Genomic DNA, 15,299 nt, shown 5'->3' on the forward strand with positions numbered 1-15,299 from the left:
TAAGGCACTACTATTATAGTATGCGGATACTGTGGTTGGGAAAAGGTTGGGACAGCGCCCACTTACAAGGTTTGCCAGACCACTCGATCAAAACCCAAGGCAACCACGGCCATACAATATAAGCGCTGGGGTTCTTGGTACTTGTCCACTAAGACTGTGCGATAGTGTTGTAATTGCGCTAAGGCCGCTTGTAAAGCTGCTTGCACCGCCGGTAGTTGCATCAAATGCTCACGGGATTGTTCACGCACCTGTTCGCCTGTCAGCTTTAAGTCTGCTAGCGGCAGGTATTTGAATTCGAGTACCAGATCTTTTAGTGTCGGATACTGACGCATACTCGGACGAATGATGAGCACTAGATCGGCATAACGGCGTTGCAGAGCCGTTTCTGAATCCACCACGTAATAAATGTCGTTGAAGAGTAAGGTCAGGAACGCGGTCTTGATGGTGAGTTCATTGCTCCATGCATAATCACGGTTATTGAAAGCAGCGAAGTATTTCTGCTCAAGATAATCAGCCAAGGGTTGCAGATCAGCGGTTTGATAGAATTTTTCGGCCAGATTGGCAACCGCAATCCGGTCTTTGGGGGCTGGCAGAATGCGCTGGCGCAATTCATCCACATACAAAGCGCGGGTGACCAGATTAGGGATACCCAGCATCAGTTTGCCGAGCCTATCGGTATCAACAATCGTCAGCACTCCGAAATAATACAGCAATGACAATAGGTAACGTTCATCCTGTTGTAAATCGGCCAGTTTTTCTACTCCAAAACGATTTTCCAGTACATCCAAGGTAATGGTGTTTTCTTCATCGAGAATCCGCTCTACCACATCCGTGCCACTGGGTTGGTTCGCCAAGTAACGAATACGCGCCGCATCCATCATGAGATTGCCGTCGAGCATCTGCCGGGGGGCTTTGCACTCATCCTGATAATGGCGCAGAAAATAGAAACACAAGATGGGATTGTAGAGGAGTGGCTGATCCAGTTGGTCACAGAAACGATAGCCGTTGTAAAACTGCTTCAAGGTTTGCAGCAAACCCTCACCTTGAGATTCATCTTGCCCACAGTCTTGCAAAACAGTAGTCACCAGTCCACCTAACTCCTGCTGGGTAAGGCCACACAAGGTGTTGAAACGAGGTTGCTGGGAAATATCCGTCGCCACATTATAACCGCTGGTCATATCCGCCAGCACCAAGGGGGATACGCCTGTAATGAATACCCGTGCAAGTTTGCCTTCAGCTGCACTGGTTTTGATGATCTTGAATAAACCTTTGAGAATGCCTTCACCTTCTAACAGTTCACGGTAAGGACGGCTATTGTGTGCATCTCTGACCAGGACTTCGTTGGCAAAATTGTCATATTCGTCGATTAACAAGTAAATCTGATGTCCATGCTCTTGTACCACCGTCACCAACTCTTCAAACGACGACAAGGCATTGTCACGCAGCAAGTTCAGCTGCACGTCGGGTAGTTGTTCACGATATTGATTGACGAAACCCTGAATACGCACATTGAGGTGATCAAATAAGTTTTGCCTGATCTGTTCAGCACTGCCTTGTGCCAATACATTAGAGAAATCCCAGCGCAGAATCAGGTAACGGTTATGCTCCGGGGTAGAGTTATGCCCAACTTCCAAGCCGCTAAACAGAGTATCAAATTGGTCAGCGGTTTTGATGTCATAATAATTTGCCAGCATAGAGAGCAGCAGGGATTTACCAAAACGGCGCGGACGCAAAAACACGAGTTGCTTACCCGCTTCTTCCAGCAGGGGAAGATAGTGAGTACGGTCAAGATACAGATAGCCTTCCGTGCGGATGACGGGAAAATTACTAATGCCGTAGGGAAACCGAATCATGAACTCACTCCTGCTAGAGTATGCTCTTTAGGATAGCACAGAAGGGAAAACCCACTGTGTGCAGAAAACCTTCCTGCTTGGTCGGATGCGTCAAAGCTCCAACAGCATCCCATCCCAAGACACTTCAATTCCGGCCTGCGTTAATTCCGCACGCTCCACCGAAGTATCCTCCAAAATTGGATTCGTGTTATTAATATGAATTAGAATCTTGCGCGTCTTAGGGAAATTAGCTAGCCACTCGATCATGCCGCCTTTGCCTGACTGGGGCAGATGCCCCATTTCACGCGCTAATTTATGTCCAACTTGGCGGCGCGACATTTCATCATCTGTCCAACAAGTACCATCGACTAATACCGCATTGGCCTTTGCAAAATAAGGCTGTAAATGCGGTTCAATTTCACCCAAGCCCGGTGCATAAAATAATTTACCGCCCGTCTGCGTATCTTCAAACCAGAATCCAAGATTGTCCCCTGCCGATGGCTGATGTCGATGCGGCGAATACGGCGGGGCTTTGCTATGCAAAGGAACGGGGGTGATATTTAAGTGATCGAGCTTTGGAATCTTTAAAGCGGAACCATCCAACATCAAGCTGTGCCGATTGACCCCACAATAATGTGACAGCATCGTTAATACCGGGAAGCCTGTAGTTAAATCTTCATACACCCGATCGGTGCAATATAACTCCAAAGGCTGTTTACTTTCGCGGAGGATCAATAAGCCTGTGGTGTGATCAATTTGGCTGTCCGCTAGCAATACTGCACTAATCCCCGAGTCACGCAAAGTGCGTGCAGGTTGTAAGTAGTGATGTAGGGTATTAATTTGCGTGCGAATATCAGGAGAGGCATTCACTAAGACCCAGTGAACCTTATCAGTGGATACCGCAATCGAGGATTGCGTGCGTGCTTGGGCTTGGATCTTGCCATCGCGCACTCCCGCACACATCGGGCAATTACAATTCCACTGCGGGAATCCACCTCCCGCAGCAGAACCGAGTACTAAGACAAACAAGTGCTTAGCGATTCATGATGTACAGGTTGATTTCAAACCCATAACGCAGATCTTTAAACGCTGGCTTAGTCCATTTCAGTGATTTTTTCATAAAATGCTCCTCATCAGTTTATCGGATTTTTAACTATAACTCATAAGGGTTGGGGAAAGGTTGGGAAACTTTTAAATTTAACCAAAAAATTAGCACTCCTTTTTAAATTTGAAAATGCTTAAAGCAATGCTAACCTGAAGCTCAGTATCGGAGGAGTTAAGACGATGATAGATCAAAGCTACCAGCCCTTAGCAGGTATTCGTGTAATAGAAATTAGCCACATGATTATGGGGCCTTCAGCTGGATTTTTTTTAGCTTCACTCGGCGCTGAAGTCATCAAAATCGAACCACCCGATGGCGATAACACTCGCAAACTTACTGGCATGGGGCGAGGCTTTTACCCTAGTTTTAATCGAGGTAAAAAATCTGTGGTCTTAAACACTAAAACACCCGAAGGTTTAGCCACGCTTCATCAATTGATTAGCACTGCCGATGTCTTTTTAGAAAACTTCCGTGATGGCTCAATGGAAAAGCTAGGCTTAGCCCCTACTCAATTACAGGAAAAATATCCCACCCTGATCATCGCTTCCTGCAAAGGCTTCTTACAAGGTCCGTATGAAAACCGCACTGCAATGGATGAGGTCGTGCAAATGATGACTGGCATGGCCTATATGACTGGGCCGAAAGGTCGCCCATTACGGATTGGCTCTTCGACAGTGGATATTACGGGCGGCTTATTCACCGCGTTTGGGGTGGTGGCTGCCTTATTTAAACGCCAGCAAGATGGCCTAGGCCATCAAATCCGCACGGGCCTATTTGAAAGTTGCCTACTACTAGTCATGCAGCACATGGTGCAATTTGATCTAGAAGGCACTGAATCACCACCGATGCCAAATCGTGAGTTCTCGTGGCCGATTTATGACATCTTTACCACCCAAGATGAGCGGTCAATTTTCATTGGCGCGATTACAGGTGGGCATTGGGAGCTGGTTTGTCGCTTATTAGGTTTGGAGGATTTACTCACTGCCCCGCGCTTGCAGACCCGGATGCAGCAGATCAACCATCGCGCATGGACGATTCCGCTCGTCGCTGCTGCCGTCGCTAAACAGCCTTATGCAGAGCTAGCCGCTCAGTTAGAACAGCAAGGTATCCCGTTTGGACCAGTCTCACGGCCTGTTGAAATGTATGATGACCCCCATGTGAATCGTCCGAATGGTTTACTGAGCTCAGTGGATAATGAAACTGGGCAAATTTATCGTGCACCTGGCTTACCCTTTGAAGTCGATGGCCAAGCTTTATTTCCAACTGATCCCAATTTAGCCGCCATTGGTGAGCATACTGAAGAAATCTTGGCAGCCCTTCAAAAACCAGCACAGTAAGCATGAACCAAGCTTGATAATCAAGCTTGGTTCTCCACCCCTAACCGCAGCATCTCAATCATCTGTGCGGCAATTTGTGCAGAGCTAAGTTTGCCCTCGTGATACCAGACATAGACCCAGTTCATCGCGCCTAATAGTTGTAAGCGTAACAGGGTACGATTCACGGCAGGCTTAAGCGGCAAAGCCGTAATTAAAGCTTTAATCACATCCTCATAAGCATCCCGATCAGCGCGAATCATCTCCAATAAACGTGGATGCCCCGTCAAAGCGAGGCTATGCCCGGTTAAGCGATCAATCGCCGAGCCGCCGACCATCCCATTAATATGCACCGTAAAGGCACGGGTTAAACGTTCCCAAGGATCGGTTGCCTCGTCCACCGCTGCTTGTAATTGCATCATCACCGAGCGAAACCCCTCTTGATGCACTGCCATGTACAGCTCTTCTTTGGAAGAAAAATAATGATAAACCGACCCCGGCAATAAGCCTGCTTGCCCGGCAATATCCCGAATCGTGGTACGGTCAAAACCTTGGGTCGAAAACAGTTCTGCGGCAGTATTCAAGATAATGCGCCGCCGATCCAAAGGCTCAAGCTCTGATTCTGGCACCGTGGCTAGTTCATCATCAGCAAGCTCCCCCTGAGCAAGACGAGTACTCAATAAGCCCCGCTCTAAATAACGGCGTTGATTAACCGTCAGGCTAGTTAAACAACCATCGTTTTCTGCGGCTAAAGCTTGTAAGCGCTTCACCGCCGTTTCTAAGCCATATTTTTGCCAAATATAGCGCACCCCAGAGGCCGAAATTTGTAGGCCTGCCTTTTGTAAACGAGTGGCCACTGCCGCTTGCCCTAACTCAGGCAACTCACGGGCTAAACGCAAAATTTCAGTTTCTACTTGCTTCATATCCTCAGATCTTAATTCAGATCTTAGTTCAGACTGCTGCTCTGCTTGCTGCATACTCTTTCGTCCTCTCGCTTATGACTAACTAAACAAATTAGCACAAACTAATTAATAAAACAACCGTTTGACAAGTTAGTTTTTAACTGCTAATTTGCGAATCACTCAATCCCGCGCTAAGCGATCCATAATACGACAGGAGGAGGTCTATGTGGATTTACAGATAGCCTTAATTCTCGGGCAAGATGGCATCACCAACGGTGCTATTTATGCGCTACTTGCGCTGGCTCTCGTCCTCGTGTTCGCTGTGACACGGGTCATTTTTATCCCTCAAGGTGAATTTGTAGCCTATGGCGCTTTGACGATGGCAACCCTGCAAACAGGTGCTGCACCTGCCACTATCTGGCTGTTAGTTGTTTTAGGAGTCATGGTTGCCTTATTGGATGGAATTCGCGCCGCCCGCTCAAAGCGTAATGACCGACTCATCAATATTTTGCTTTGGAATCTGGCTTATCCTCTGCTGCTGCTAGCAATTTTATTCTTATTACCACTAGCTAAACTCCCCCTATTAATACAAATGCTCCTAACCCTCGGCATCATTGTACCGATGGGACCGATGCTCTATCGCTTGGTGTATCAACCCTTAGCCGATGCTTCGGTTTTAATCCTGTTGATTTTATCGGTCGCTTTGCACTTATCACTGGTGGGTTTAGGTCTACTCTTTTTTGGAGCGGAGGGCCAACGCACCCCCGCTTTTAGTGAAGCGAGTTTTGATTTAGGCGCTTTGACGGTTTCAGGTCAAACCTTAGTGGTAGTTTTCACCTCACTGGCTTGTATCACGGCTTTGTATTTCTTCTTTGAACGCACCCTCTACGGCAAGGCCTTACGGGCGACCGCGATCAATCGCGTGGGTGCCCGCCTAATGGGGATACGCCCGGCTCTAGCAGGCAAAATCACGTTTTTTGTAGCGACTTTAATTGGTGCATTTTCAGGAGTATTGATTGCGCCGATCACTACGATCTACTACGACACTGGTTTCTTAATTGGCCTTAAAGGTTTCGTTGCCGCGATTATCGGCGGTTTAGCCAGTTATCCGCTGGCAGCCTTGGGCGCTTTATTAGTCGGTTTATTAGAGGCTTTCTCTTCATTCTGGGCCAGTGAATATAAAGAAGTGATTGTGTTCACGCTGATTATTCCAGTCTTGCTTTGGCGCTCACTGAAAAGCACGCAGGTGGAGGATGAAGAATGAAATTAGCTTTATCACCCCGCCTGTTAACTCTAAGCTTCGTCCTGCTAGCGCTAGTGGCGCCGTTAGTGCTACCTGCTTTCCATATCACATTAATGAACTATATTGGCCTGTATGCCTTGGTTGCTTTGGGCTTAGTGCTCTTGACGGGTGTAGGTGGTTTAACCAGTTTTGGCCAAGCTGCTTTTGTAGGTTTAGGGGCTTATACTACGGCTGTTTTAACCACTCAATTCCATGCCTCCCCTTGGCTGGGTTTGCTGGCAGGGATAGTGATTACCCTCGGGGTTGCCTTTATTTTAGGTGCTTTGACTCTGCGTTTATCCGGCCATTATTTACCACTAGGCACGATTGCATGGGGGATTAGTCTCTATTTTCTATTCGGGACGATGGAAACCTTAGGCGGACATACGGGCTTATCGGGGATTCCACCGATTGCTATCTTTGGCTTTGCCTTAGATGAAGGCCAAGAAATTTTTTATCTGATTCTAGGCTTCTTGCTATTGGCTATGTTAGCCACCAGCAACTTACTCGATTCCCGTGAAGGCCGAGCGATCCGCGCTCTTAAAGGTGGACGAGTCATGGCCGAGGCGATGGGCGTCAATACCTTACGCTCACGCATGACGATTTTCTTGATTGCAGCCTTGTTCGCTTGTATTTCAGGTTGGCTGTATGCCCATCTGCAACGCCTAGTGAATCCCACGCCGTTTGGATTACATAGCGGGATTGAATATCTGTTCATGGCGGTGGTCGGTGGTGCTGCCAGTGTTTGGGGGGCTTTAATCGGGGCCGGGGTGATTACTATTCTTAAACAATGGCTACAAGATTGGTTGCCCCAGCTTTTAGGTCAATCCGGCAATTTTGAAACGATTATCTTCGGCGTGATGATGATCCTGATGCTGCAATATGCCCGTGATGGCATTTGGCCTTTTTTAACTAAATTAGTCCCAGTCAAAAAGCAGCCGAAACGAATTGCCCCGAAGGCAGCGGCTTTGCCACGTCGCGAACTGCCCACAACGGGTGAGGTGATTTTGGAGGCCAAAGAAGTCACACGGAAATTCGGGGGCTTAATTGCCAATAATAAAATGAATCTACGCCTACATGCAGGTGAGATTCTGGCACTGATTGGCCCGAATGGGGCTGGCAAGAGCACCCTGTTTAATCAGATTTCAGGGGTGGATACCCCGACTTCGGGTGAGCTTCGTTTCTTGGGGCAAACTATCACGGGCATGAATTCGCGCACGATTGCTGGCATGGGAATGAGTCGTACCTTCCAGCATGTAAAGTTATTGCCCACCATGACCGTCTTAGAAAACGTTGCGATTGGGGCGCATCTGCGCGGATCTAAGGGCGTATTAGCCGCTGCTGCCCACACTGAACGCCACGAAGAAGCGAGTTTACTCGCTGAAGCCGCCCGCCAATTAGAGCGCGTGGGTTTAGGTGAGTATCTACAGGTCGAAGCGGGTAGCCTCGCTTTAGGCCAGCAACGTATTTTAGAAATTGCCCGCGCACTCTGCTCTGATCCTTGTTTATTGCTGCTCGATGAGCCAGCGGCGGGTTTACGGTATCGTGAAAAGCAAGCTTTGGGCGATTTACTAAAAAAGCTCAAAGCGGAAGGCATGGCAATTCTCTTAGTCGAGCATGATATGGATTTCGTGATGGGCTTAGTCGATCGGGTCCTCGTCATGGAATTTGGTGAGAAAATTGCCGAAGGCTTGCCTGAAGAAGTGCAGCAAGACCCCGCCGTCTTGGAAGCATATTTAGGAGGGGTGGAATAATGACCCAAGCAGTCTTAGCAATTCGGCAGCTTTCCGCTGCCTATGGCAAAGTTGAAGCCCTGAGCAATATTAATTTGAGCGTCGGTGAAGGGCAAATTGTCACCGTGATTGGCCCCAACGGTGCCGGCAAAACCACCCTACTTTCGGCGGCCATCGGCTTACTACCTTCGAAAGGTAATATCGAATTTGATGGGGTGCTCGAAGCTCAGCCCGAGGTTGAGCATCTGGTAGGGCGCGGCCTGATTCTCGTCCCAGAAAAGCGCGAACTTTTTAGTGAAATGTCGGTGGAAGATAACCTGATTTTGGGTGCTTTCCAACGCCATCGGGCCGGGCATCGGGATGCAGCAGCCACCCTGCAACAAGTTTATGACTTATTCCCCCGCCTTAAAGAGCGCCGCCATCAACACGCTGGCACGCTGTCTGGGGGGGAGCGGCAAATGCTCGCAGTAGGACGTGCCTTAATGGCGAAACCGCGCCTGTTGATGCTCGATGAACCCAGTCTAGGCTTAGCGCCGCTGATCGTGCGCGAAATTTTTCGCATTATTGCCGAACTACGCCAGCGCGGTGTTTCGATTTTATTAGTTGAGCAAAATGCGCGCGCGGCCTTGCAAGTCGCCGATTATGCCTATGTGCTGGAAAACGGGCGCACTGCGATGGAAGGCCCTGCCAGCCAATTACGTGATGATCCACGGGTGATCGAAACCTATTTAGGTCTCGGTGGCAAACACCAAGACTTGCTATCTACCTAAGTGTTGTTAATTAGTGTTGTTAATTTTGGAGGAGAGAACCATGAAATTAAACCCACTCGCTTTAGCTTGCGCAGTCGGCTTAGCTTTATCTGCACAGGCTGCTATGGCTGATATTAATGTCGGTGTCAGCTTATCGACCACAGGGCCCGGTGCTGCTTTAGGGATTCCAGAAAAGAATGCTTTAGCGATGATGCCCACTGAAATCGCCGGTGAAAAGATCAATTACATCGTGCTCGATGATGCGACTGATCCCACTGCTGCCACTAAAAACGCTCGCAAATTAACCTCAGAAGATAAAGTAGATGTCTTAGTCGGCTCTTCAGTCACCCCCACTTCTTTAGCCGTGACTGAAGTCGCCTTCGAAACCAAAACCCCGCAAATTGCTTTAGCGCCAATTAATTTGCCAGCGGACAAAAATACTTGGGTCTTCCGTACTCCCCAGCACAATGATGTCATGGCCAGTGCCTTAGCTGAACACATGAAAGCGAAAGGCATAAAAACTTTAGGTTTCATTGGTTTCTCCGATGCTTATGGTGAAGACTGGCTGACTGCCCTGAAAAAACCGTTAGAAGAAGCAGGGATTAAACTCGACCCCATCGAGCGCTATAACCGCACTGATACCTCAGTCACAGGGCAAATTCTGAAGCTCACCAGCGCAAAAACTGATGCGGTCTTAGTGGTAGGTTCAGGTAGCCCAGCAGCTTTACCGCAATTAGGTTTAATCGAACGTGGTTATAAAGGTCAAATTTACCAAACACATGCTGCTGCTAGCCCAGCCTTTATGAAAGTGGCACAAAAAGCCGCTGAAAATGTGATTATGCCGATTGGCCCAGTGGTAGTGGTTGATCAAATTCCTGATGATCATCCGTCGAAAAAAGCAGGCCAAGAACTCACTAAGCAATACAACGAAAAGTATGGCGAGAAAAGCTTCACTTCTTTTGCAGGCCACGCGAATGATGCCTTCCGCCTATTAGAAGCTGCAGTGCCGACTGCACTCAAGGCCGGTAAACCGGGTACACCAGAATTCCGCCAAGGTTTACGTGATGCGTTAGAGGCAACCAAAGATGTCGTCGGGGTACACGGTGTTTATACCATGACCCCAGAAAACCACTTTGGTTTGGATAACCGTGGTCGGGTTTTAATTCAAGTCCAAGGTGGCGAATTTAAGTTAATTCAAGCCCAATAATTAGCGGTAGGCTGCAAGAAATAGAGGCCAAGGAGGCGTGATTGCCATGACAGTTCAAACTCAAGACACGGGGCGTATTTATGCGCCCCCCAGTGTACAACAGGAAGTACGGGAAGACGGCACGCAATGGCTGCGCTCTGGCCTTCCCTTTGATGAAAACTATGCCCGTTGTGTGGGTGATTGGCTGGAGCATTGGGCCAAAACAACCCCTGAGCAACTATTTCTTGCCCAGCGTGATGCCAGTGGCGAATGGCAGAAGCTCAGTTACGGTGAAGTGCGCCAGCAGGTTGTGGCGCTGGCAACTTGGCTGTTAACGCAAAATTTATCGGCAGAGCGCCCCGTGGTGATTCTGTCCGATAACTCGATTGAGCATGCTTTACTCATGCTCGCCGCCCTGCATATTGGAGTACCTTCTTGTGCAATCTCACAGGGCTATTCGCTGCTCTCACAAGACCATGCCAAACTGAAAGAAAATATTAAATTGCTCAATCCGGGGGTGATTTATGCTGATCCCATTGACCATTTTGTGCCTGCCTTAAATCATATTGCAGGCCTACATCATGGCATAGTGCTTGCCGGTGGCAAGAGCGCAGTCTTACCTGAGGGTGCAATACGCTTGGCTGAAGCGTTGACAGCCACCGATGAAGCGGCTGTGCTGGCTGCGTTTGAGCAAGTCACGCCGGATACCATTGCTAAATTTCTGTTTACCTCTGGTTCAACCGGAGTGCCAAAAGCCGTGATTAATACCCAGCGGATGCTCTGCTCTAATCAGCAAGCCAAGGTACAAGCTTGGCCATTTTTGAGAATAGAAAAACCCGTCTTAGTCGATTGGCTGCCCTGGAGTCATACCTTTGGCAGCAATCATAATTTTAATATGGTGCTCGCGTGGGGCGGAACCCTCTATATAGACGAAGGCAAGCCAGCCCCCGGTTTGCTGGCAAAAACGGTGAATAACCTACGCGAAATTTCCCCCACCGTTTATTTTAGTGTGCCACGTGCTTATGACATGCTGGTTCCGCTATTGCGTGAAGATCAGCCGCTGCGTGAAAATTTTTTCCGGAATTTGCGTTATATCTTCTATGCAGGTGCTGCCCTGCCCCAACATTTATGGACTGCGATGCAGGAGTTGGCGGCTAGCGTACCGGGTTGTGAAACCATGTTAGTCTCTTCATGGGGGTCAACTGAAACCGCACCAATGGCGACCGACTGCCATTTCCAAGCCGAACGCTCGGGTGTAGTGGGTATCCCAGTTCCGGGCACTACACTCAAACTGGTGCCTAATGCAGGCAAACTAGAAGTACGAGTTAAAGGACCCAATGTCTTCCCCGGTTATTGGAAGAATCCTGAAGCAACTGCACAAGCCTTCGACACCGATGGCTTTTATAAGATTGGCGATGCAATGAAATTCGTCGACCCGCAGCATCCTGAATTAGGTTTGCTGTTTGATGGACGAGTCAGTGAAGACTTTAAGCTATTGACCGGAACTTGGGTTCATGTGGGTGCACTGCGAGTCGCGGGAATTGATGCACTCAAACCCGTCGCACAAGACATTGTGGTCACGGGTCATGATCGTAACGCAGTGGGTTTCTTGGTATTTCCTAATCTGCCAGAATGCCGCCGTCTGTGTCCTGAGCTGCCTGCCGATGCGACTGTTGAAACCGTGCTCACGCATCCAGCAGTACGCCAGTGTGTGCAACAAGGTTTACGTGCTCTGCACGCGCAGGGGACAGGCTCTTCGATGTTTGCACTCAAGGCACTGTTAATGGCTGAGCCACCTTCCGTTGAGGCGGGAGAGATCACCGATAAAGGTTATCTCAATCAGCGCTTAGTGTTGAGTCGGCGTGCCGAACTGGTCAATGCCTTGTATGCTGAGCAGCCTGATCAACAGGTTATTTCATTAACCCTAGCAGGCTAAAGCCCTAACGGATATGCCCATGAGCGAACAACTGGTCAAAACTGCCTATGAGGCGACTATTTATACGGTAACTCTAGCACGCCCCGAAAAACGTAATGCTGTCAGTGACCGCCTACTCGCTGCTTTAGAGCAAGCCTTAATCACAACGCCTGAAGGAACTCGGGTGATCATTTTAGCGGGCGAAGGCAAGCATTTCTGTGCTGGCTTAGATTTATCGGAACATCAACATCGCGATCCATTTGGCGTGATGCAGCACTCACGGGGCTGGCATCGGATCTTTGATCGGATTCAAAATGGTGGTATTCCGGTCATCGCCGCCCTGCAAGGTGCAGTGATTGGTGGGGGCTTAGAATTAGCCACCGCGACCCATGTGCGGGTTTCTGAACCCAGTACGATTTATCAATTACCGGAAGGCCGTCACGGTATTTTTGTTGGGGGTGGTGCTTCGGTGCGCGTTGCCACGATTATTGGAGCGGGGCGTATGTGCGAAATGATGCTCACGGGGAGGATTCTCGATGCCGATGAAGGCTTACGCTTAGGCTTAGCCCATTATTTAGTGGGTGAAGGTGAAAGCCTCAGCAAAGCTCAACAGCTCGCCCAACGGATTGCAGAAAATGCCCCCATGGCCAATTGGGCAATGGTGTCGGCAATTTCACGGATTAACAATATGGCTTCAGATGATGGTTTATTTGTTGAATCCCTCACCGCCGCACTGACCCAAACCAGCCCTGAAGTGGTGGCACGCATTGGGCAATTTCTCAACCGCTCGGGTAAAGGTCCACAAACATGAATACCAAGGTCAATCCTTTTGCTGACTCTGAAGCAGCTGCCCTCACCGCCAGCTACACTGATATTTGGTTAGTTGCTGGCCAACGCACCCCCTTCGCAGATTACAACGGTGTACTGCGTGAGGTTGCCCCCACGGATTTAGGAATTTATGCAGCACGCAGCTTATTGGCTAGCAGCGGTATTCCTGCCACGGAAGTAAATGCGATTATTGCGGGCAATATGGCACAAGCCAGCTTTGATGCTTATTTCCTTCCCCGCCATATTGGTTTGTACTCAGGTGTCAACCCTAACGTACCCGCTTTATTAGTCCAACGCCTCTGCTGTACGGGCTTTGAAACGATTTTGACAGCTGCCGACCAAATCAGTTTAGGCAAAGCTAAAATGGTGCTCTGCGTCGGGACTGAATCCATGTCACGCAATCCAATTGCAGCCTACACCCATCGCTCGGGCTTCCGTATGGGACAATTGGAATTTAAAGACTTCCTCTGGGAAGCCACCAAAGATACGGCGCCTGGGATTGGGATGGGTGATACCGCTGAAAACTTAGCTAAGCGCTATCAGATTAGCCGCGAAGAAGTCGACCGCTTTGCCGAAGCCAGCTTTGCGCGTGCAGTTGCGGCTTGGGAGGCGGGCTATTTCCAAGCAGAAGTGAGCGCTGTGGTGAATAGCCAATGGGAATTAGATGGTTATAAACCCAGAGGTCTGAAACTCGCGGATCGTGCTCAGAGTTTTGAACGCGATAGCCATGTGCGTGCTACCCACTTTGAAACTTTGCAAAAACTCAAACCCGCGTTTGGAGGTGTACAAACCGGCGGGAATAGCTCAGCGATTGTCGATGGGGCAGCAGCGGTCTTAGTCGCCCACGGTGATTGGGTAAGAGCGCATGGCTTAAAACCAATTGCACGGATTGTAAACGGTGCCGCCGTGGCCGTTCCGCCAGAAATCATGGGAATAGGCCCAGCTCCAGCCATTCGTGCGGCTGCGAAACGGGCAGGTATTCAAGTCAGCGATATTGATCGCGTGGAAATCAACGAAGCCTTTGGTGCACAGTATTTAGCTTGCGAACGCGAATTAGATTTAGATCCTTCTAAAGCGAATGTGAACGGCGGTGCGATTGCGATAGGTCACCCCTTAGGTGCATCTGGAGTCCGCTTAAGTCTCACCGCAGCACGCGCAGCACAACAAGCTGGGTTAAAATACAGCGTGGCCTCGGCTTGTGCAGGCGGTGGTCAAGGTGTCGCAATTTTACTTGAGAATGCTGAATAGGAGGCATCATGGAATTTACCCATAATACGTTTATTGTCACAGGAGGTGCATCAGGTTTAGGTGAAGCTACCGTGCGTGCTTTACATGCCCAAGGTGCCAATGTTGTCATTGCTGATTTAAACACTGACCAAGGTACGGCTTTAGCCCAAGAACTCGGCGAGCGTACTGTGTTTAGTCGCACTAATGTCGCCGATGAAACCGAGGCACAAACCACGGTCAATTTAGCTGTATCGAAATTCGGTCAATTACGCGGCTTAGTCAATTGTGCAGGGATTGGTGGTGCAGCCAAAGTTTTGGGTAAAAATGGCCCACATCCTTTAGCTGAATTCAGCCGCACCCTTCAAGTAAACCTGATCGGTAGCTTCAATATGGCGCGCTTAGCAGCAGCGGCGATGGCTGTTTTAGAGCCTGCAGCAGAAGGTGAACGCGGAGTAATTATTAATACGGCCTCGATTGCGGCTTATGATGGACAAATTGGGCAAGCGGCGTATGCAGCTTCCAAGGGTGGCGTGATTGCCATGACCCTACCGATGGCGCGTGAGTTAGCGAAAAATGGGATTCGGGTCGTGACGATTGCACCCGGTTTATTCATGACACCGATGATGGCCGCTTTGCCAGCCGAAATTCAGCAGTCTTTAGGTGAATCGGTGCCCTTCCCACCCCGCTTAGGTTATCCGGCTGAGTTTGCACAGATGGTTTGCTCGATAGTGAGCAATATTATGCTGAATGGCGAAACAATCCGTTTGGACGGTGCGCTGCGGATGGCAGCACGTTAGGAGACGACATGGCACGCACGCATATTTATCACTATCGGATTGCCTTTAGTGACTGTGATCCTGCACAAATTGTTTTTTTTGCCAATTATTTCAAATGGTTTGATACCGCTAGCCGTGAATTTTTCACAGCTTGTGGCATTCCTAGCTGGCGCGATACTCGTGAGCAACGCGGTATTATCGGTACACCCTTAGTCGATGCTCAAGCCAGCTTTAAAAACTCCGCCACCTATGGCGAAGATATTGAAATTGAATCTTGGATTGAGGAATGGCGAGGCAAAAGCTTTGTGATGAAACATATCGCTCGGCGCGAGGGTAAGGTGCTCTGTGAAGGCCGTGAAGTGCGAGTATTCGCCATGCAAGATCCAGATAATGCCTTACGGATTAAAGCCTTACCTATTCCTGAGGATATTCGCGCCGCCTGCGAATAAATAAG

At 49.2% G+C, this 15,299-nt stretch carries 14 protein-coding genes; 10 read left to right on the forward strand and 4 right to left on the reverse strand.

Translation table 11 applies throughout. The features are described from left to right. Positions 1-62: 62 nt before the first annotated feature. The 3 genes from B5D50_RS03460 to pqqA form a co-directional block, all read right to left on the reverse strand. Complete coding sequence (locus B5D50_RS03460; RefSeq protein ID WP_078921172.1) at positions 63-1,853, reverse strand: AAA family ATPase; 1,791 nt, start codon at positions 1,851-1,853, stop codon at positions 63-65. A gap of 90 nt (positions 1,854-1,943) precedes the next feature. After that, positions 1,944-2,861 carry a pyrroloquinoline quinone biosynthesis protein PqqB gene (gene pqqB, locus B5D50_RS03465; protein WP_078921173.1) on the reverse strand — a complete coding sequence of 306 codons (918 nt, stop codon included), beginning with the start codon at positions 2,859-2,861 and terminating at the stop codon, positions 1,944-1,946. Positions 2,862-2,865: 4 nt separating this feature from the next. Then, positions 2,866-2,952, reverse strand: coding sequence for a pyrroloquinoline quinone precursor peptide PqqA (pqqA, locus tag B5D50_RS20815; RefSeq protein ID WP_078921174.1), 87 nt, complete (start codon positions 2,950-2,952; stop codon positions 2,866-2,868). A gap of 164 nt (positions 2,953-3,116) precedes the next feature. Between pqqA and B5D50_RS03475 the strand changes: the two genes are divergently transcribed. Continuing rightward, a complete protein-coding gene (locus B5D50_RS03475; protein WP_078921175.1) occupies positions 3,117-4,271 on the forward strand; it encodes a CaiB/BaiF CoA transferase family protein in 1,155 nt (384 codons plus the stop codon). Between the two features lie 20 nt (positions 4,272-4,291). On the opposite strand, the gene B5D50_RS03480 is transcribed toward B5D50_RS03475, so the two are convergent. Next, positions 4,292-5,170 (reverse strand): TetR/AcrR family transcriptional regulator, encoded by an 879-nt coding sequence (locus tag B5D50_RS03480; protein WP_143594230.1) that lies wholly within the window; start codon positions 5,168-5,170, stop codon positions 4,292-4,294. A gap of 205 nt (positions 5,171-5,375) precedes the next feature. On the opposite strand from B5D50_RS03480, the gene B5D50_RS03485 reads away from it, so the two are divergent. Genes B5D50_RS03485 through B5D50_RS03525 form a run of 9 tightly spaced genes read left to right on the forward strand, consistent with a single transcriptional unit; the run spans position 5,376 to position 15,294 of the window. Next, positions 5,376-6,413, forward strand: coding sequence for a branched-chain amino acid ABC transporter permease (locus tag B5D50_RS03485; RefSeq protein ID WP_078921177.1), 1,038 nt, complete (start codon positions 5,376-5,378; stop codon positions 6,411-6,413). Next, a complete protein-coding gene (locus B5D50_RS03490) occupies positions 6,410-8,185 on the forward strand; it encodes a branched-chain amino acid ABC transporter ATP-binding protein/permease (RefSeq protein ID WP_078921178.1) in 1,776 nt (591 codons plus the stop codon). Before B5D50_RS03485 ends, B5D50_RS03490 begins: the two co-directional genes overlap by 4 nt. After that, on the forward strand, positions 8,185-8,934 hold the full coding sequence (locus B5D50_RS03495; protein ID WP_078921179.1) for an ABC transporter ATP-binding protein: 750 nt from the start codon (positions 8,185-8,187) through the stop codon (positions 8,932-8,934). The genes B5D50_RS03490 and B5D50_RS03495 overlap by 1 nt, the downstream gene beginning before the upstream one ends. A 40-nt stretch (positions 8,935-8,974) precedes the next feature. Further along, the gene (locus B5D50_RS03500; RefSeq protein ID WP_078921180.1) at positions 8,975-10,120 is read left to right on the forward strand and encodes an ABC transporter substrate-binding protein; all 1,146 of its coding nucleotides are present in this window, start codon (positions 8,975-8,977) and stop codon (positions 10,118-10,120) included. 46 nt (positions 10,121-10,166) lie between these two features. Beyond that, positions 10,167-12,035: a feruloyl-CoA synthase gene (locus B5D50_RS03505; RefSeq protein ID WP_078921181.1), complete on the forward strand. Its 1,869-nt coding sequence runs from the start codon at positions 10,167-10,169 to the stop codon at positions 12,033-12,035. A gap of 19 nt (positions 12,036-12,054) precedes the next feature. Next, positions 12,055-12,825 (forward strand): crotonase/enoyl-CoA hydratase family protein, encoded by a 771-nt coding sequence (locus tag B5D50_RS03510; RefSeq protein WP_078921182.1) that lies wholly within the window; start codon positions 12,055-12,057, stop codon positions 12,823-12,825. Further along, positions 12,822-14,090, forward strand: coding sequence for a thiolase family protein (locus B5D50_RS03515; protein WP_078921183.1), 1,269 nt, complete (start codon positions 12,822-12,824; stop codon positions 14,088-14,090). Before B5D50_RS03510 ends, B5D50_RS03515 begins: the two co-directional genes overlap by 4 nt. Before the next feature lie 8 nt (positions 14,091-14,098). Beyond that, the gene (locus B5D50_RS03520; protein ID WP_078921184.1) at positions 14,099-14,866 is read left to right on the forward strand and encodes an SDR family NAD(P)-dependent oxidoreductase; all 768 of its coding nucleotides are present in this window, start codon (positions 14,099-14,101) and stop codon (positions 14,864-14,866) included. Between the two features lie 8 nt (positions 14,867-14,874). Then, a complete protein-coding gene (locus B5D50_RS03525; protein WP_078921185.1) occupies positions 14,875-15,294 on the forward strand; it encodes an acyl-CoA thioesterase in 420 nt (139 codons plus the stop codon). The last annotated feature ends 5 nt before the right edge of the window (positions 15,295-15,299 follow it).

The sequence above is a fragment of the Thiothrix eikelboomii genome (assembly GCF_900167255.1).
GTDB lineage: Bacteria > Pseudomonadota > Gammaproteobacteria > Thiotrichales > Thiotrichaceae > Thiolinea > Thiolinea eikelboomii.